Source organism: Prevotella sp. khp7 (genome assembly GCF_900109055.1).
Classification (GTDB): Bacteria; Bacteroidota; Bacteroidia; order Bacteroidales; family Bacteroidaceae; genus Prevotella.
Map to the genome: position 1 here is coordinate 472,507 of NZ_FOIV01000001.1, position 17,537 is coordinate 490,043.

The following is a 17,537-nucleotide window of genomic DNA, read 5'->3' on the forward strand; positions in this document are numbered from 1 at the left end:
TTTATGCCTTCACCTTAAAGATGGCCTTCCTGATTTCAGGTTCATCCGTAATACAGGGAGCATGCCCATCCTGTGGGAAGAATATGGCAAACTGTCCGGGATTAACGGTGACATAAGTCTGAGGCTTCGTGTCGCCGTACTTCGTAATATCCTTCTCTGTGTTATATTCAAAGTCTGGCAAATCACACAAAGGCGTATAACCGAATGTCTCCGCACAGGAAATAGGTATCTGAATATCAATCATCTCGATATGAGTCTCTAAGAAAGCAGCCTCTTTACTGCGACCCGCAGCTACTTGAAGATTCATAAACAGATCCTTATCCTTGATAGGATATTTGCCTGCCTCCAAAGTCTGGATATCATGACTGTTCAGAAATTCTATCACATCGGTGAACAATGGGTTCAGAGCCGCATATTTGTTTAAATTGTCAAGTGTATCAATGATCATAACGATTAATATTTTTAAGTTGCTGTTTTTAACTTTTATCTCACCTGTCTGTGTCCTCGGGTATAGTTGCCCTGTGCCTTGATGTTGCCATTACGGTCTTTTTCTACGAAACGTCCGTCGCGAACATCATCTACATAGGTACCTTCAAAGCGGTTGCCGTCTTTATCTTCCTCAATGGCAGCACCGTTTCGTTTACCGTTTTTATATTCGCCCTTATATTTGGCGCCGTCGGCATAACGCACGATACATTCGCCGTGAGGCTGCCCGCCCTTGAACATCCCCTCTACGGTGTCACCGTTCTTCTTAGTCAGCTTGCCGCGGCCATCCTGCTTGTCGGCCTTCCACTGTCCCACATAGCTGTCGCCGCTTTTCCATACAAAGGTGCCCTGTCCGTGCTTATCGCCGTTCTGAAACTGCCCTGTATACTTGTCGCCGTTAGCATATCGGAAGATGCCTGAGCCGGTTCGCTCTCCACGAACATAATCGCCCTCATACACATCACCATTCTGGAACTTATAGATACCGCGGCCATTCATCTCGTCGTCGAGCCACTGACCGATATATACGTCGCCGTTAGCATACTTGAAGGTGCCCCTTCCTGAGCACATGTTCTCCTTCCAGTCGCCGTCATACGTCGAGCCGTCGCCCCAGTCAAAGAAACCTTTGCCGTTCTTCTTGTCGTTCACCCATTCACCACGGTAGAAGGCACCGCTTGCAAAGGTATATACCCCCTTGCCCGAGCGTTTGTCCTGCTTCCACTCGCCGTCATACTTATCGCCGTTGAAGTAGTACATGATACCATGTCCGTGCTGATAGTCACGAAACCACAAGCCCTCATAGCGGTTGTTGTTTGAGAAGTAGTAGGTTCCACGCCCATGCTGCTGATCCTGGAACCATTCTCCCTCGTATTTCTCTCCGTCGAAGAATGTATATGTGCCAAAGCCCTGTCGCTTGCCTTTCACATACTCACCCTCATACATATTACCATTCTTATAGCTGGCCTTACCCTTACCGTGAGGCTTGCCCATCATCATCTCCCCTTGGTACTGCCCGCCGTCCTTTGTAGCTACCGATCCGAGGGTGATTTTCTGTGCGCCCGCCATAACAGGCATCAGCGCAAATAATAAAGTAGTGGTATATAATCTTATTCGCATTGTTGTCTCTCTTGTTTTTAATTATTTTGCAAAAATAGGCATTTTTCCCGAAGTCAGCAAATAATCTAAAACTATTTTATATGTTTTTACGTTTTCATCGTAAAATTTGGTTTTCTTCTCACTTATTCGTATCTTTGCAGCCGTTATGAAGTTTATGGCTATTATCCCTGCCCGCTACGCTTCTACGCGCTTTCCGGGCAAACCGCTGGCAGTTCTCGGCGGAAAGACTGTCATTCAGAGAGTATATGAGCAGGTGAGCAGTCTGCTCGACGAAGTATATGTGGCTACCGACGACGAGCGTATCTTCGAGTGTGTGGAGTCGTTTGGCGGACGAGCCGTCATGACCCGCGCCGACCACAAGAGCGGCACCGACCGTATAGAGGAAGCGGCCGAGAAAATCGGCTCTGATGCCGATGTCATCATCAACGTACAGGGCGACGAGCCATTCATCCAGGCGTCGCAGATCACCACGCTCATGCAGCTCTTCGATGCCCCCGAGACTCAGATCGGCACCCTCGGCAAGCCTTTCGACTCGATAGAGGCGGTAGAGAATCCCAACTCGCCCAAGATTGTCACCGACAATCGTGGTTTCGCTCTCTACTTCAGCCGCAGCGTCATACCATATATAAGAGGTATAGAGCCTGCCGACTGGTTTGGCCAGTATCCCTTCCTAAAACACCTGGGCGTTTATGCCTATCGGCGTGAGGTACTGAAAGAGGTGACCCAACTGCCACAGAGCAGCCTTGAGAAAGCCGAGAGTCTGGAACAGCTGCGCTGGTTGCAGAACGGCTATCGCATCCGTGTAGGTCTCACCGACATTGAGACCGTAGGCATCGACACCCCCGAGGACCTCGCCCGTGCCGAGGCTTTCCTCGCCAAGCAATAAACAAAAATGAAGGGAACGTCTTAACTCGTTCCCTTCATTTGTCTTAGCAGTTCTTTCTGCTGTTCTGTCAGGTTGGTAGGCAATTTCACCTGATAGGTTATAATCAGGTCGCCGAAAGTACCATCCCCCCGATCATAGCCTTTGCCTCTCAGTCGCACCTTCGTGCCTGGCTGTGTCTCAGGCTTGATTTTCATCTTCACTTTCTGGCCATTCGACAGGGTGAGCATCACTTCACCACCCAGCAGCGCTGTATACAGGTCGATGCTCACGTTGGCATTCATCTCGCCCGAATACGTACGTGGCTGTCTGCCAAAACCAGAACCGCCCGACGAGAAACCTTGGAACCCGCCGAAGCCGCCGCCCTGATGCCCCTTACGCCCAAAGAGATTCTCAAAGAAATCGCTAAAGCCACCACCACCCGAGAAACTCGAGAAGTCGAAACCGCCAAACGGATTGCCGCCCGCCTGACCGCCGCCATAGCCGCCAGCACCGAAGGCATCGGCCTGACGCCACTGTTCGCCATACTGGTCGTACTTGGCACGCTTCTCAGGATCGCCAATCACATCATAGGCCTCCTGCAAAGCCTGGAACTTAGCCTGAGCCTTGGGGTCGTCGGGATGCAAGTCGGGGTGAAACTGTTTGGCTCGTTTCAAGTATGCCTTCTTCACATCCTTATGTGCTATCGTCTTATCTACGCCTAAAATCTTGTAATAGTCTATAAATGCCATAATCTTATCCTCCTTACTTCTAATCTATTTGCATTAAAAATACAGCAAAAACCATGCCGATATTTGCTCATCACAGTTTTTTTTCGTAATTTTGCCCCCCATAATAATATAATAGGAATCATGAGACAATACATTTTCATATTTTTCGCTATGCTAGCAACCACGCTTCCTGTCTCGGCAAAAGGCACGAAGACTGTCAAGATGAAAGTCATCGAGACCAGCGACGTTCACGGCCACTTCTTCCCATGGGACTTTATGGAGGGCCGTCCCATCAAGGGTACGCTAACCCGTGCAAACACCTATGTCAAGAAGCAGCGCGAGCTCTACGGAAAGAACAACCTGCTGCTCATCGACAATGGCGACATCCTGCAGGGGCAGCCCTGTGTCTATTGGACAAACTACGTGATGCCCGAAGACGAGAATCTGGCCGCCCAGGTGATCAACTATATGCAGTACGACGCCGAGACCGTGGGCAACCACGACGTTGAGCCCGGCCATAAGGTCTACGACAAATGGATTCGCGAGGTGCGCTGCCCGCTGCTGGGAGCCAACATCGTGAAGGAAGACCGCAAGAACGCCGAGGCCAACCCCAAGAACATCTATACGGGGCTTCAGCCCTACTCCGTCCACTATGTCGACGGGGCGAAGATTGTCATCATCGGCATGCTCACCCCTGCTATTCCCAACTGGCTCAACAAGTCCATCTGGAAAGGCATTGAGTTTGAAGAGATGGTAAGCTGTGCCCGTAAATGGGTGAAGTATGTCAAGGAGAACGAGCAGCCCGACCTGATATTCGGCCTCTTCCACTCGGGATTCAACGGCGGCATCAAGACCGACGAGTACGAGGAAGACGCCACCGAGTCTGTGGCCCGCGAAGTACCGGGATTCGATATCATCTTCTTCGGCCACGACCATCTGGTACATAACAAATGGGTCACCAACACCGAGGGCCGGCAGGTGCTCTGCATCGACCCCAGCTGCTACGTTAAGAACGTGGCCGAAGCAGAGATCACACTTCAGTTCAAGAAGGGCAAGCTTGTGAGCAAGGATATCAAAGGTACCATCGTAAACGTAGAAGACGAGGCCATCGACGACCAGATGCTCCAGCACTTCCAACCCGCCATCGACCAGGTGAAGACCTACGTGAACCGTAAGATAGGCCGCTTCGAACACCCCATCTATACCCGTGAGAGTTTTTTCGGCAACTCTGCCTTCACCGACCTCATCCACAACCTGCAGCTGAAGATCTCAGGTGCCGACATATCCTTCAATGCCCCGCTGGCTTTCAACACAGTGATCAATGCCGGTAACGTCACTCAGGCCGACATGTTCAAGCTCTATCGTTTCGAAAACCTGATGTTCGTGCTCCGCATGACGGGCGAGGAAATCCGTAAGCATTTGGAATTCTCATACGGCATATGGGCCAACACGATGACATCGCCCGACGACCACGCCCTGCTGCTCAACGACGAGTCAACCGACGACCAGCAGCGCTTCGGATTCAAGTACTACACCTTCAACTTCGACTCCGCCGCTGGCATCGACTATGAGGTCGACCTCACCAAGCCTAGTGGGCAGAAGGTCAGAATCCTGCGCATGTCGAACGGCGACCCCTTCGACGAACACAAGTGGTACAAGGTGGTGATGAACAGCTATCGTGCCAACGGCGGCGGCGAGCTGCTCACACGCGGTGCTGGCATCCCTCAGGACTCGCTCGAGAGCCGTGTCATCTGGCATACCGACCTCGACCAGCGCCACTACCTGACAGAGGAAATCAAGAAACAGGGTAGCATCGACCCGCAACCCAACCATAACTGGCGTTTCGTGCCCGAGGAGTGGGCAAAGCCCGCACTTGAGCGCGACCGCATACAACTGTTTGGAAAATGAAAACCTATTATTTCGTATTCTGTAAAGAAGACCTGCTGCTGGAGCGCCTCGCCGACGGCAGCTACACCATTCCCCTCGGAGAGGAACCGCCTACCGAGGTAAAACCCTGGACCCACCAGATGGACATCACACCCATGGCCGACGGCACACCCGTCATCACCTACCGCATCGACAATCCCATCGTGGGCGATGAGCGCTTCGAGATGTGCCCCCTGCGCCAGAGCTACTATAAACTGCCCCGCCCGCTATATCTCAAGGGCGGTAAGTGTCAGGAACTGCTCTACTGGGACCAGAACACCAAGTACTGCGGCGTCTGCGGCGCTCCCATGCGCATGGACACCGACATCTCCAAGAAATGCACCCAGTGCGGCAAGGAGATATGGCCACAGCTGGCCACAGCCGTCATCGTGCTCATCCATAAGGGCGACGAGGTGCTGCTGGTGCGTGCCAAGAACTTCAAGCGCGACTTCTTCGGCCTTGTAGCTGGTTTCGTAGAGACTGGCGAGACCCTTGAAGAGGCAGTAGCGCGCGAAGCCCTTGAAGAGACAGGCGTCACCATCGGTAACATCCGCTACTTCGCCTCGCAGCCCTGGCCCTACCCCTGCGGCTTGATGGTAGGCTTCAACGCCGACTATATCAGCGGCGACATCCACCTCCAGGCCAGTGAGATTGCCAAGGGTGGCTGGTTCTGCAAGGATAATCTCCCCGACATCCCCGAGAAACTATCCATCGCACGCATGTTGCTCGACGCGTGGATAGAGGAGAAATAAAACAAACAAATACTTTAGATCAGTGTCAATGACAGGTGCTTCGTCCGACAGACGTAGGCATCTGTCATGGCATTCATTATCTCCTTGATTGCAATTTAAGTTATATTACAAAGCAATTTAGACTAAATTGGTCAGCAAAATAGATTAAATTGGTCAGCAATTTAGTCTAAATTGCAATTAAAGAGATAGTATCTGTCAATAAGCGAGCCGTTCCATGCCAGGCAAAGCGCTATGATATGACAATGTCACAAACCACCTCATCAGTGCATGATACAACGTAGAAACGCCAAAGTGAATTAATCAACGGGCGCTTTATATTGATTCGGGTCATATAAGGGAAAAGAAATCCCCGCTCGGTTGAGCGGGGATAAACTGCTATTTAATATTCAACAAGCTTCATCGTCATCTTGCCGTGATAGTCTATAAGCGACTCTACAAGGTAGCAGCTGGCACCGTCGGGAATGCAGAGGGTGGCATTGAAGTGCAATCCCGCAGCATCGATATGGCTGAACTCCATATTGCCAAGAACAGCTTCTTTCAGGAAGTCGGCAGGTACATAGCTGGCATATTGCTGCTTACGGAAGTCACTTGAATAAAGCTCACGAGAGCCCTGATATACAGCGACATGCATAATGTTATCATAGTAAACGTTCTCGACCTCCATACCGTCTTCGTTGTAGGTATGGTTAACAACCTTGTACTTGGTAGGATTGATGGCAATATACCAGTGATAACGCTCTGCACCGAAGTTGACCACGGAGTCGGTCTTCACCTGATGGGTGTAGCTAAGTACCCGCGGCGTATCGTGTACGAATGCTTCCTCGGCTATAGGATCGTCATTCTTCTCAAGCTTCACCACGTCGCCGTTCTGATTACTGAACCAGAAAAGATGGGGCGACTGCTTGACAATGCCGTAAGACGCGCCAGAGCCAAGCACCAGCGAATCGCCGATGACACGGAAATAGGCAGGCTGGCTGGTAGAGTCGGCATAATAGATGGTATCGCCCTTGACACGGAACGATACGTCGCCGCTCTCTGCGTCGACCCAGATACCCTGTAGCAGGGTCTTGGCCTCCTTGTTCTCAGCAACAGGCTTGCCTTCCCGGCCACTGCAGGCCATCAAAGCAACAACCGATAATACTATGATGAAAAACCTGTTCATTTACTTTCCGATACAATGATACTCAAAGCCATTCTCATCAAGCTCCTCGGTATCGAAGATGTTTCGACCATCGATGACAAGCGGGCGCTTCATGGCTTTCCTGACGACGCCCCAGCCTGGCAAGCGGAACTCCTTCCATTCGGTGAGCAGCAGCAGGGCATCGGCATCGAGTACAGCATCGTACATGTCGCGGCAATATACCACCGAGTCGCCAATACGGCGCTTACATTCATTCATGGCAACCGGATCGTAGACACGCACCTTGCAGCCTGCTTCGAGCAGTTTCTGAATCATGACAAGGGCCGTTGACTCACGCATATCGTCGGTCTCGGGCTTAAACGAGAGTCCCCACATGGCGATAGTCTTACCCTTCAGAGCCTCCTTGCTGCCGAAAGCCTTGACAAGCTTCTCGAAGAGAACGCCCTTCTGATGCTCATTGACACGCTCTACAGCCTTGAGCACTTCCATGGAATAGCCATTCTGGTCGGCCGTCTTGATAAGAGCCTTGACATCCTTAGGGAAACACGAGCCACCATAGCCGCAGCCAGCATAGAGGAACTTACGACCGATACGAGTGTCGGAGCCGATACCCGCGCGTACCATATTAACATCTGCTCCCACACGCTCACACAGGTTGGCAATGTCATTCATAAACGAGATACGTGTAGCAAGCATTGAGTTGGCGGCATATTTAGTCATCTCAGCCGACGGGATATCCATAAAGATGACACGGAAATTATTGATAAGGAAGGGCTTGTAGAGCTTGGTGAGCACCTTCTTGGCATGCTCGCTCTCGACGCCCACCACAACACGGTCGGGACTCATGAAGTCCTTGATGGCATTGCCCTCCTTAAGGAACTCAGGGTTAGAGGCCACATCGAACTCGATATCAACTCCGCGCTTGGCCAGTTCGTCTTCAATAGCCTTGCGTACCTTCTTGGCGGTACCTACAGGTACAGTAGACTTCGTGACGACAACCACATAATTCTTCAGGTTCTCACCGATGGTCTTAGCCACCTGAAGAACGTACTTCAAGTCGGCAGAGCCGTCCTCGTCGGGAGGTGTTCCAACGGCAGAAAAAACTATCTCAACATCGTCGAGCACAGAAGCCAGATCGGTAGTGAACTTCAGTCGGCCCGCGGCTACATTCTTTTTCACGAGTTCGTCGAGCCCAGGCTCGTAGATGGGTATTTCGCCATTCTTCAGACGTTCTATCTTCTGGGCATCTACATCGACACACGTCACATTGGCACCAGTATCAGCAAAACACGTTCCTGACACTAGTCCAACATATCCTGTTCCAACAATTGCTATATTCATATCTACTATTTTTCTTCTTTAACCATTTTATTCAAACACCTCTGCGTCTTTCAAAAAAGGCTGGTTCAAATCCTTCTCGCTGGTCAGGACTTTCGCAGGGTCGATGGGCCACTCAATGCCCAAATCGGGATCGTTCCAACGAATGCCGCCATCGGTGGAAGGCGAATAGGGATTATCTACCTTATATGTAAAGATGGCCTCCTCGCTCAGCACCAGGAAGCCATGAGCAAAGCCGCGGGGAATGAAAAACTGGCGTTTATTCTCCTCGCTCAATTCTACCATCACGTGTTTACCAAAAGTAGGGCTCGACTTGCGAAGATCTACCGCTACATCCAACACCTTACCTTTAATAACCCTCACCAGCTTGGCCTGCGACGTTTCACCTTTCTGGTAATGAAGCCCACGCAGAACACCGAAAGACGACTTTGACTCATTGTCCTGGATAAAGTCGACCTTACCTATATGCTGGTTGAACTCTTCTTGTTTCCAAGCCTCCATGAAATAACCACGAGCGTCATTGAACACCTTCGGCTCAATGATAAAGACTCCGTCGATTTCAGTCTCGATATAATTCATGTTTTATATTTTTTGTGCAAAGATACGGCAAAAAAATCACATAATCAACATTTTTAGGTTTCTTTTATTTGTTTATCTCAAAAAAATGCCGTAATTTTGCAGTCGTGATTGAATTAGAGAGACATATTGAGATCCTTTTGCTCAACAACGACTGCGTGATAGTGCCTGATTTAGGAGGCTTTATGACGCATCATGTTGATGCGAGCTATGATGAGGAAGATAACTCGTTTCTTCCTCCTCTGCGTACATTAGGATTCAACCCACAACTCAAGATTAACGACTCGCTGCTGGCTCAGTCGTATGTCGAGGCCTATGACATCAGCTATCCAGAGGCTTTACAGCGTATTGAAGACGAGGTAAACGAACTGAAGATGCGGCTGCAGAACAAAGGCTCGTACGAACTGAACGACATCGGAACACTGGCACTGAACGAGGATGGCAACTACATCTTCACCCCTTGTGAGGCTGGCATACTGACACCGACCCTCTACGGACTGGGGGCCTATGAGATGAGACGTCTGGAGGAACAGAAGCGAGAAGCAGTGAAAGCGCAGCAAGAGGAACAGGCTGATATCAACACGGCTAAAATCATAGGCATGGAACCTATTGAAGACGAGGATGAGGATGATGTGGTAAGAATCAAATTCTCGTGGATACGCAACACTGTAGCTATTGCCGCAGTGCTGCTGGCTATCGTCTTGCTGGCCCTGCCTACAGGCAAGACCGAGATGATGACGCGTACCATCAGCAACCTGAATAATACGATTCTGTTTGGCATGATGTCGAAGGACACTAATACAAGTCCGATAGACTATAAAAAACAAGACATCCAGAAGACGATGACAAAAGTGGACACCATTCTGAAGAAAGACAGCGTAAAGGTGGCCACAACGGTCAGAAAAGACTCTGCCAGACAAGGCTATTGCATCGTACTGGCCAGTATGGTAACTAAGAAAAACGCCCATGCCTTTGTCGAAGAACTTCAGAAGAAGGGATATGAGCAGTCTGAGGTATATGTCCACAAAGACATAACCCGCGTGATATATGGAAATTTCAAAACACAAGGCGACGCTTACAACGCTCTGAAGAAGATACACAGGGAGAAGGGACTAGAAGAGGCCTGGGTTTATAAATTCAGTGAAAAGATATGAAACGGGTACGTTGTCCTAAATGCGATCAATACATCACATTCGATGAAACAAAATATACCGCAGGACAGTCGTTGGTATTCAAATGTCCTGACTGCGGCAAGGAGTTTGGCATCCGCATAGGTGTGAGCAAACTTCGTGAGCGTCAGAAAGACGAGAACCCCGACGAACAGGCCAACGAGCAGGGGTGCGGCTCTATCGTGGTGATTGAGAACGTATTTCACTACAAGCAAGTGATACCCTTGCAGATGGGCGACAACGTGATTGGCAGATACCAGAAAGGCAATCCTGCGAATGCGACTTTTGAGACCGTAGACCCTAGCGTAGATTTGAATCATTGCACGATTACCGTTTCACGCGACAAGAAAGGACGCTTGCGCTACACACTCAAAGACAACAACAGCAACACTGGCACTTTTGTTGACAATGTGGAGCTTTCGCCCAAAGAGCGCCGTCTGATTAACGACGGCACACTCTTCACTTTAGGCGCCACTAGCATAATTTTGCGCTCTGCCGAGGCTAAAGACGAATAATTATGCATAATTTCTAAAGAAATTAATCTCATATTAACGATTTCTTCCATTTTAGGCTCGTTTTACCATTTATTTTTGTACCTTTGCGCCTTGATAATTCAAAGGAAATAATAAAAATCAATGGAAACAACAGCGATTCTGCTACTCCACTGCCCAGATCAGCAGGGCATCATTTCGGAAGTAACCAAGTTTATCACCGATAATAAGGGTAACATTGTGTACCTTGACCAGTATGTAGACAAGGTTGAAGGTATGTTTTTCATGCGCATAGAATGGGAACTTGAAGGATTTCAGATTCCACGTGACAAGATTTACGACTATATCACTACGCTCTATGCACAGCGCTACCAGATGAAGTTCAGCCTCTATTACAGCGACAAACGACCAAGAATGGCCATCTTCGTATCAAAGATGAGCCATTGTCTATATGACCTATTGGCCCGTTGGAAGGCTGGAGAGTTTAATTGCGAAATTCCCTGTATCGTATCCAATCACGAAGATCTGCGCTATGTGGCTGATCAGTTTGGCATTCCATATTACGTATGGAGCATTAAGAAAGACCACAGCAACAAAGAAGAAGTAGAAGCCGCAGAAATGGAACTGTTGAAGAAAGAGGATATCTCGTTTATCGTGCTGGCCCGTTATATGCAGATCATCAGCGACGAGATGATTGCAGAGTATCCACACCACATCATTAACATCCACCACTCATTCCTACCCGCTTTCATCGGCGCAAAGCCATACCATCAGGCCTATGAGCGCGGCGTGAAGATTATCGGTGCCACCAGTCACTATGTAACAGCAGAACTCGACGCTGGGCCTATCATTGAGCAGGATGTGACCCGCATCACACATAAGGACACCCCCGAGAGTCTGGTGCTGAAAGGCAAGGATCTTGAGAAGATTGTGCTCTCACATGCCGTATCAAAGCACATTCAGCGTAAAATCCTCACTTATAAGAACAAAACAATTATCTTCTCGTAATGCAAGTAGCTATCGTGAAATATAACGCAGGGAATATTTATTCTGTGGTAAATGCCCTGAAACGACTGGGCATCGAACCCCTGCTGACAGACGACGCAGAGCAACTGGTAAAGGCTGACAAAGTGCTGTTTCCCGGCCAAGGGCATGCTGGCGAAGCTATGGATTATTTGAAAGCCCGTAAACTCGACGAGGTAATCCGCTCATTAAAGCAGCCCGTATTCGGTATCTGTGTGGGGCAGCAACTACTCTGCAAGCATTCCGAAGAGGGCAACACAGATTGCATTGGGATTTTTGATGCGGAGGTGAAGCGTTTTCTGCCAGAGAAGCATGAGGACAAAGTGCCTTGCATGGGTTGGAATCAGCTCTATGATCTGAAGAGCCCGCTCTACAAGGGACTCAACGATGGCGACTACGTGTACTTCGTCCATAGTTTCTACGTACCGACTTGTAAGGACACAATAGCCACCGCCGACTACATACAGCCCTACTCGGCCTCGATGCATAAAGACAATTTCTATGCTTGCCAGTTCCACCCGGAAAAGAGTGGTAAGGTGGGTGAACGAATTCTTAAAAACTTCCTTGAATTATGATAGAACTTATACCCGCTATCGACATCATCAACGGCCAATGCGTCAGACTGACCAAAGGTGATTACGGCCAGAAGACCATATATCGCGACTCTCCCGCCGAAGTGGCTAAGGAGTTCGAGGAGATTGGCTTCACCCGTCTGCATGTGGTTGATCTCGATGGCGCAAAATCAAAACATATCGTCAACGACAACGTACTCCGCCGTATTACGACAGAAACCTGTCTAACCGTTGATTTCGGAGGTGGCATCAAGACCGACGAGGATATCGAGAAGGCTTTTGCCTCAGGTGCATCGATGGTAACAATCGGTTCAATAGCCGTCACTCAGCCAGACCTATTTATGGGATGGCTCAAGAAATACGGCGCAGAGCGTATCATTCTTGGTGCTGACGTACGACACGGGAAAATCAGTATCAATGGCTGGAAAGAAGATTCGGCTGAGGATTTATTGCCTTTCCTGCAAAAATATGTTGATGCCGGAGTGAAGAATGTACTGTGCACAGAGATCTCAAAAGACGGCACATTGGCAGGTCCTGCTATCGATTTATACAAAGAAGTCATGGCGGCCTATCCAGAAATGCACTTAATCGCCAGCGGAGGCGTATCATCACTCGACGATATCAAGGCGCTGGATGCTGCAGGCATTCCTGCCGTGGTGTTCGGTAAAGCCATTTATGAAGGGAAAATCAATCTTAATGAATTATGGGACTGGCAAAACGCATAATACCCTGTCTGGATGTGAAAGACGGTGAAACCGTCAAAGGAACCAACTTCGTAAATTTGCGAAGTGCAGGTGATCCTGTTGAACTTGGCAAAGCCTACAGCGAGCAGGGAGCCGACGAGTTGTGTTTCCTTGATATTACTGCTTCATATGAAGGCCGCAAGACTTTCACCGAGATGGTGAGCCGTGTAGCAAAAGAAATCAATATTCCCTTCACTGTTGGCGGTGGCATTAATGAGCTAGCCGACGTAGAACGTCTGCTATATGCGGGAGCCGACAAGGTGAGTGTGAACAGTGCCGCCATCCGTCGCCCAGAACTGATTGACGAGATTACGAACCGCTTCGGATCACAGGTATGTGTATGCGCCATCGACGCTCGCATGGATGAAGACGGATGGCACTGCTACCTGAAAGGTGGACGCGAACGCACAGAACGGGGACTCTTTGAGTGGGCTCATGAGGCACAAGAACGTGGTGCAGGCGAGATTTTATTTACCTCAATGAATCACGATGGCGTAAAAGAGGGGTATGCGAACGAGGCGTTGAGAGAGTTGGCCGACAACCTGTCAATTCCCATCATAGCCAGCGGTGGCGCGGGGAAGAAAGAGCATTTCCGTGATACTTTCATCGAAGGGCATTCTGATGCAGCGCTTGCTGCCAGCGTATTCCACTTCGGCGAGATACCCCTTCCCGAACTCAAACAATATTTAAAATCAGAAGGAATAAACGTACGTATATGAAAATAGATTTTGAAAAGTGCGGTGGCTTGGTCCCCGCCATCATACAGGATGCGACAACCAAGAATGTGCTAATGCTTGGTTACATGAATCAGGAGGCTTTCGACAAAACTATCGCGACAAAAAAAGTCACCTTCTGGAGTCGTTCACGCAATTGCCTTTGGACTAAAGGCGAGACATCAGGAAACTTCCTCCATCTGGTAGACGTCATGGTGGATTGTGACAACGACACCCTGCTTGTAAAGGCTATTCCAGACGGGCCGACTTGCCACACAGGTTCCGATACCTGCTGGGGAGAAGACAACGAGCAGAATCCCCTGCTTTTCCTCACGGAACTGCAGGACTTCATCAACCAGCGCCATGAGGAGATGCCCGAAGGCAGCTACACCACCAAACTTTTCAAGGACGGCATTAACAAAATTGCTCAAAAGGTTGGCGAAGAAGCGCTTGAAACTGTTATCGAGGCCACTAACGGCACCGCTGATCACCTGATTTACGAAGCAAGTGATCTGCTGTATCATCTCGTGGTGATGCTCACTAGTAAAGGTATGCGTATCGAACAGGTGGCCGACGAATTACACAAGCGTCACGATCCCAACTGGGACAAGAAGCGCCGCGAGGCTAAGGCTAAAGGTATCATGAAGTAATCTAAAGAGAATCATTATATGCTGATCAGTTATAAGAATGTAAACATCTACCAGCAGCCCGACACCAAGATTCTAGAGGGTGTGGATTTCCAAGTTGAAGAAGGCGAATTCGTCTACATCATCGGACGAGTTGGTTCTGGCAAGAGTTCGTTACTAAAGACACTCTATTGTGATTTGGATGTAGACGAAGCTGAGGAGGCTAATGTGCTCGGACATGACCTGCTGACTATCCGTCGCAAAGAGATTCCTGCATTGCGTAAGGAGGTTGGTATCGTGTTTCAGGACTTTCAACTGCTAACAGACCGGACCGTTTACAAGAACCTCTGTTTCGTATTGAAGGCTACAGGTTGGAAAGACAAACAGTTAATTAATGAACGTATTCATGAGGTTTTGTCTCAAATAGGACTAGAGGATAAACTCGACAAAATGCCTAATGAACTGTCGGGAGGTGAACAGCAGCGCATAGCTATTGCCCGAGCAATATTGAACCACCCGAAACTGATTATCGCTGATGAGCCTACTGGTAATCTCGACAAGGAGACTGCCGACAATATCATGCAACTGTTGTGTAGCATTGCCGAAAATGGTACTGCCGTTGTAATGACAACTCATAACATTGGTTTGCTCAACAAGTATCCAGGCAAGGCCTATCAGTGTCAGGAAGGTAAGATGGGACAAGTAACAGTGAGAAAAGCATAGAAGATATAACATAAAAATATAATCGATATGAAAGTAATGAAATTCGGCGGAACATCCGTCGGCAGTCCTCAGAGAATGAAAGAGGTGACCGCTCTGGTTACCAAGTCAGGCGACCCTGTATTCGTGGTGCTTTCAGCCATGTCAGGAACCACCAACTCTCTTGTCGAGATTTCTGATTACCTTTACAAGAAGAATCCTGATGGTGCCAACGAGGTTATCAATCGTTTGGAGCAGAAGTATGACAAGCATGTAGAAGATCTTTACGCCAAAGAGGAGACAAAGGCCGCTACCCGCGAGTTCCTCCGCAGTGAGTTCGACTATCTGCGTTCTTTCACTAAAGAATTATTCACCAGTTTCGAGGAAAAAAGCATCGTGGCTCAGGGTGAGATTATCTCTACGAACATGGTTGTGAACTACATGAAGGAGCAGGGCATCAAGGCTGTTCTACTGAATGCACTCGACTTTATGCGTACAGACAAAAATTCCGAACCAGATCCCGTATATATCAAAGAAAAACTCCGTGCCAGCCTTGAAGAAAACGAAGGTGCACAGGTATATATCACCCAAGGATTTATCTGTCGCAATGCTTATGGTGAAATCGACAATCTGCAGCGTGGTGGTTCCGACTACACCGCTTCACTCATAGGTGCAGCCATCAATGCTGAGGAAATTCAGATTTGGACCGATATTGACGGCATGCACAATAACGATCCACGTGTAGTCGACAAGACAGAGCCTGTCCATCAGCTTCACTTCGAAGAGGCTGCCGAGCTAGCTTACTTCGGTGCTAAGATTCTCCACCCCACATGCGTTCAGCCAGCCAAGTATGCCGGTATTCCCGTGCGTTTGCTGAACACGATGGATCCCGATGCTGAGGGAACAACCATTAGCAATGCCACCGAATACGGTAAAATCAAGGCTATCGCCGCTAAGGACAACATCACCGCTATCAAAATCAAATCATCTCGCATGTTACTGGCCACAGGTTTCCTGCGCAAGGTATTCGAGATATTCGAGAGCTATCAGACACCTATCGACATGGTATGTACCTCTGAGGTTGGCGTTTCAATGAGCATCGATAATTCCGCCCATTTAGGTGAGATTGTTGATGAATTAAAGAAATACGGCACCGTGACTGTTGACACCAACATGTGTATCATCTGCGTTGTAGGTGACCTCGACTGGTCAAACATCGGTTTCGAAACTTTAGCCCTCGACGCGCTGAAGGACATTCCCGTACGTATGGTAAGCTATGGTGGTTCAAACTACAACATCTCTTTCCTCATCCGCGAGGAAGACAAGAAGCGTGCGCTTCAGAATCTGAGTAATACGATTTTCAATAAATAAATGGCAAAAGGAATATTCCCCGTAGATAGGTTTCAGTCTATACAGACTCCCTTCTACTACTACGACACAGAACTACTGCGCCAGACGTTGCGCACTATCAACGAGGAGGCTAGTCACCACGAAGGATTTGTGGTACACTATGCCATCAAGGCAAATGCAAACTCCCGTCTGCTCCGTATCATTCGCGAGGCAGGTCTTGGTGCCGACTGCGTCAGCGGCGGCGAAATCGAAGCATCCGTCAAGGCAGGATTCCCTGCATCAAAGATCGTGTATGCTGGTGTAGGCAAAAGCGATTGGGAGATTAATCTTGGACTTGACAACGATATTTTTTGCTTTAACGTAGAAAGTCTCCCCGAACTTGAGGTTATCAATGAACTGGCAGCCCAGAAAGGCAAGGTGGCACGCGTTGCCTTCCGTCTGAACCCCAATGTGGGCGCACATACACACGCAAACATCACCACTGGTCTTGCTGAAAATAAATTCGGCATAGCCATGCGTGATATGTTAACCGTTATTGCTGAGGCAGAGAAACTTCCTAACGTGAAGTTTGTGGGGCTGCATTTTCACATCGGCTCACAGATTCTCGATATGGGTGATTTTGAAGCCCTCTGCAATCGTGTCAATGAGTTGCAGAACGAATTGGAGAGCCACCGCATTCGTGTAGAGCACATCAATGTAGGCGGTGGACTCGGTATAGACTACGAGCACCCCAATCGTCTGCCTGTTCCCGACTTCAAGGCCTACTTCGACACCTATGCAAAGAAGCTGAAATTACGTCCTGGTCAAACTCTCCACTTCGAATTGGGACGAGCTGTTGTGGCACAATGCGGAAGCCTAATCACACGAACCTTATATATAAAGGAAGGTGCCACTAAGAAGTTTGCCATTGTCGACGCTGGATTCCCCGACCTCATCCGCCCCGCACTGTATCAAGCTTATCACAAAATTGAGAACATTACAAGTGAAGAGCCGACAGAAGCATACGATGTGGTAGGACCTATCTGCGAATCTACTGATGTCTTTGCCAAACAAATCGATCTCAATCGCACCAAGCGTGGCGACTTGCTCGCTATACGGTCTGCGGGAGCTTATGGCGAGATCATGGCATCTCAATACAACTGCCGTAAACTACCACTTGCTTATATGAGCGACGAAATCTAAAAGGCAAAGGGATGTAAGTTTTAATAGAAAAAGGTAAATAA

Annotated in this window: 19 protein-coding genes; 13 read left to right on the forward strand and 6 right to left on the reverse strand. The window is 48.9% G+C overall.

Going from position 1 to position 17,537, the window contains the following annotated elements; translation table 11 throughout:
- Position 1: 1 nt before the first annotated feature.
- Positions 2–448 carry a NanQ anomerase/TabA/YiaL family protein gene (locus tag BMX82_RS02025; RefSeq protein ID WP_036912660.1) on the reverse strand — a complete coding sequence of 149 codons (447 nt, stop codon included), beginning with the start codon at positions 446–448 and terminating at the stop codon, positions 2–4.
- Positions 449–483: 35 nt separating this feature from the next.
- Positions 484–1,602, reverse strand: coding sequence for an MORN repeat-containing protein (locus BMX82_RS02030; protein WP_036912663.1), 1,119 nt, complete (start codon positions 1,600–1,602; stop codon positions 484–486).
- A gap of 145 nt (positions 1,603–1,747) precedes the next feature.
- Here BMX82_RS02030 and kdsB point away from each other — a divergent pair, with 145 nt between their 5' ends.
- Positions 1,748–2,488, forward strand: a complete 741-nt coding sequence (gene kdsB, locus BMX82_RS02035) for a 3-deoxy-manno-octulosonate cytidylyltransferase (RefSeq protein ID WP_036912666.1) — start codon at positions 1,748–1,750, stop codon at positions 2,486–2,488.
- Between the two features lie 20 nt (positions 2,489–2,508).
- Here kdsB and BMX82_RS02040 read toward each other — a convergent pair whose 3' ends face one another.
- A complete protein-coding gene (locus tag BMX82_RS02040; protein ID WP_091765601.1) occupies positions 2,509–3,216 on the reverse strand; it encodes a DnaJ domain-containing protein in 708 nt (235 codons plus the stop codon).
- Between the two features lie 120 nt (positions 3,217–3,336).
- Between BMX82_RS02040 and BMX82_RS02045 the strand changes: the two genes are divergently transcribed.
- Complete coding sequence (locus tag BMX82_RS02045) at positions 3,337–5,103, forward strand: bifunctional metallophosphatase/5'-nucleotidase (protein ID WP_091765603.1); 1,767 nt, start codon at positions 3,337–3,339, stop codon at positions 5,101–5,103.
- On the forward strand, positions 5,100–5,873 hold the full coding sequence (gene nudC, locus BMX82_RS02050; RefSeq protein WP_091765606.1) for an NAD(+) diphosphatase: 774 nt from the start codon (positions 5,100–5,102) through the stop codon (positions 5,871–5,873). The genes BMX82_RS02045 and nudC overlap by 4 nt, the downstream gene beginning before the upstream one ends.
- Before the next feature lie 379 nt (positions 5,874–6,252).
- On the opposite strand, the gene BMX82_RS02055 is transcribed toward nudC, so the two are convergent.
- From BMX82_RS02055 to rfbC, 3 genes are read right to left on the reverse strand one after another with little or no spacing between them, the layout of a single operon-like run.
- Positions 6,253–7,035: a DUF4738 domain-containing protein gene (locus BMX82_RS02055; RefSeq protein ID WP_091765608.1), complete on the reverse strand. Its 783-nt coding sequence runs from the start codon at positions 7,033–7,035 to the stop codon at positions 6,253–6,255.
- Entirely contained in the window at positions 7,036–8,355 is a 1,320-nt protein-coding gene (locus BMX82_RS02060; protein WP_091765611.1) for a UDP-glucose dehydrogenase family protein, read from the reverse strand.
- A gap of 27 nt (positions 8,356–8,382) precedes the next feature.
- On the reverse strand, positions 8,383–8,931 hold the full coding sequence (gene rfbC, locus BMX82_RS02065; protein ID WP_091765614.1) for a dTDP-4-dehydrorhamnose 3,5-epimerase: 549 nt from the start codon (positions 8,929–8,931) through the stop codon (positions 8,383–8,385).
- A 104-nt stretch (positions 8,932–9,035) separates the two neighbouring features.
- On the opposite strand from rfbC, the gene BMX82_RS02070 reads away from it, so the two are divergent.
- The 10 genes from BMX82_RS02070 (at position 9,036) to lysA (ending at position 17,496) form a co-directional block, all read left to right on the forward strand.
- A complete protein-coding gene (locus BMX82_RS02070; protein ID WP_091765617.1) occupies positions 9,036–10,082 on the forward strand; it encodes an HU domain-containing protein in 1,047 nt (348 codons plus the stop codon).
- Positions 10,079–10,612, forward strand: coding sequence for an FHA domain-containing protein (locus BMX82_RS02075; RefSeq protein ID WP_091765620.1), 534 nt, complete (start codon positions 10,079–10,081; stop codon positions 10,610–10,612). The genes BMX82_RS02070 and BMX82_RS02075 overlap by 4 nt, the downstream gene beginning before the upstream one ends.
- A 120-nt stretch (positions 10,613–10,732) precedes the next feature.
- Positions 10,733–11,596, forward strand: a complete 864-nt coding sequence (purU, locus tag BMX82_RS02080; protein WP_091765623.1) for a formyltetrahydrofolate deformylase — start codon at positions 10,733–10,735, stop codon at positions 11,594–11,596.
- Positions 11,596–12,186: an imidazole glycerol phosphate synthase subunit HisH gene (gene hisH / locus BMX82_RS02085; RefSeq protein ID WP_091765625.1), complete on the forward strand. Its 591-nt coding sequence runs from the start codon at positions 11,596–11,598 to the stop codon at positions 12,184–12,186. Before purU ends, hisH begins: the two co-directional genes overlap by 1 nt.
- Complete coding sequence (gene hisA, locus BMX82_RS02090) at positions 12,183–12,908, forward strand: 1-(5-phosphoribosyl)-5-[(5-phosphoribosylamino)methylideneamino]imidazole-4-carboxamide isomerase (protein WP_091765628.1); 726 nt, start codon at positions 12,183–12,185, stop codon at positions 12,906–12,908. The genes hisH and hisA overlap by 4 nt, the downstream gene beginning before the upstream one ends.
- Positions 12,887–13,645 carry an imidazole glycerol phosphate synthase subunit HisF gene (gene hisF, locus BMX82_RS02095; protein ID WP_091765631.1) on the forward strand — a complete coding sequence of 253 codons (759 nt, stop codon included), beginning with the start codon at positions 12,887–12,889 and terminating at the stop codon, positions 13,643–13,645. Before hisA ends, hisF begins: the two co-directional genes overlap by 22 nt.
- Entirely contained in the window at positions 13,642–14,289 is a 648-nt protein-coding gene (gene hisIE, locus BMX82_RS02100; protein WP_036912705.1) for a bifunctional phosphoribosyl-AMP cyclohydrolase/phosphoribosyl-ATP diphosphatase HisIE, read from the forward strand. The genes hisF and hisIE overlap by 4 nt, the downstream gene beginning before the upstream one ends.
- Positions 14,290–14,307: 18 nt before the next feature.
- Entirely contained in the window at positions 14,308–14,988 is a 681-nt protein-coding gene (locus BMX82_RS02105) for a cell division ATP-binding protein FtsE (RefSeq protein ID WP_036912708.1), read from the forward strand.
- 27 nt (positions 14,989–15,015) lie between these two features.
- Positions 15,016–16,335: an aspartate kinase gene (locus tag BMX82_RS02110; protein ID WP_036912711.1), complete on the forward strand. Its 1,320-nt coding sequence runs from the start codon at positions 15,016–15,018 to the stop codon at positions 16,333–16,335.
- Positions 16,336–17,496 (forward strand): diaminopimelate decarboxylase, encoded by a 1,161-nt coding sequence (gene lysA / locus BMX82_RS02115; protein ID WP_036912714.1) that lies wholly within the window; start codon positions 16,336–16,338, stop codon positions 17,494–17,496.
- Positions 17,497–17,537 lie beyond the last annotated feature (41 nt).

Coding starts and splice junctions, on each gene's coding strand:
- BMX82_RS02025 (WP_036912660.1), bottom strand. CDS start 448: ATGATCATTGATACACTTGACAATTTAAACAAATATGCGGCTCTGAAC.
- BMX82_RS02030 (WP_036912663.1), bottom strand. CDS start 1,602: ATGCGAATAAGATTATATACCACTACTTTATTATTTGCGCTGATGCCT.
- kdsB (WP_036912666.1), top strand. CDS start 1,748: ATGAAGTTTATGGCTATTATCCCTGCCCGCTACGCTTCTACGCGCTTT.
- BMX82_RS02040 (WP_091765601.1), bottom strand. CDS start 3,216: ATGGCATTTATAGACTATTACAAGATTTTAGGCGTAGATAAGACGATA.
- BMX82_RS02045 (WP_091765603.1), top strand. CDS start 3,337: ATGAGACAATACATTTTCATATTTTTCGCTATGCTAGCAACCACGCTT.
- nudC (WP_091765606.1), top strand. CDS start 5,100: ATGAAAACCTATTATTTCGTATTCTGTAAAGAAGACCTGCTGCTGGAG.
- BMX82_RS02055 (WP_091765608.1), bottom strand. CDS start 7,035: ATGAACAGGTTTTTCATCATAGTATTATCGGTTGTTGCTTTGATGGCC.
- BMX82_RS02060 (WP_091765611.1), bottom strand. CDS start 8,355: ATGAATATAGCAATTGTTGGAACAGGATATGTTGGACTAGTGTCAGGA.
- rfbC (WP_091765614.1), bottom strand. CDS start 8,931: ATGAATTATATCGAGACTGAAATCGACGGAGTCTTTATCATTGAGCCG.
- BMX82_RS02075 (WP_091765620.1), top strand. CDS start 10,079: ATGAAACGGGTACGTTGTCCTAAATGCGATCAATACATCACATTCGAT.
- purU (WP_091765623.1), top strand. CDS start 10,733: ATGGAAACAACAGCGATTCTGCTACTCCACTGCCCAGATCAGCAGGGC.
- hisH (WP_091765625.1), top strand. CDS start 11,596: ATGCAAGTAGCTATCGTGAAATATAACGCAGGGAATATTTATTCTGTG.
- hisA (WP_091765628.1), top strand. CDS start 12,183: ATGATAGAACTTATACCCGCTATCGACATCATCAACGGCCAATGCGTC.
- hisF (WP_091765631.1), top strand. CDS start 12,887: ATGGGACTGGCAAAACGCATAATACCCTGTCTGGATGTGAAAGACGGT.
- hisIE (WP_036912705.1), top strand. CDS start 13,642: ATGAAAATAGATTTTGAAAAGTGCGGTGGCTTGGTCCCCGCCATCATA.
- BMX82_RS02105 (WP_036912708.1), top strand. CDS start 14,308: ATGCTGATCAGTTATAAGAATGTAAACATCTACCAGCAGCCCGACACC.
- BMX82_RS02110 (WP_036912711.1), top strand. CDS start 15,016: ATGAAAGTAATGAAATTCGGCGGAACATCCGTCGGCAGTCCTCAGAGA.
- lysA (WP_036912714.1), top strand. CDS start 16,336: ATGGCAAAAGGAATATTCCCCGTAGATAGGTTTCAGTCTATACAGACT.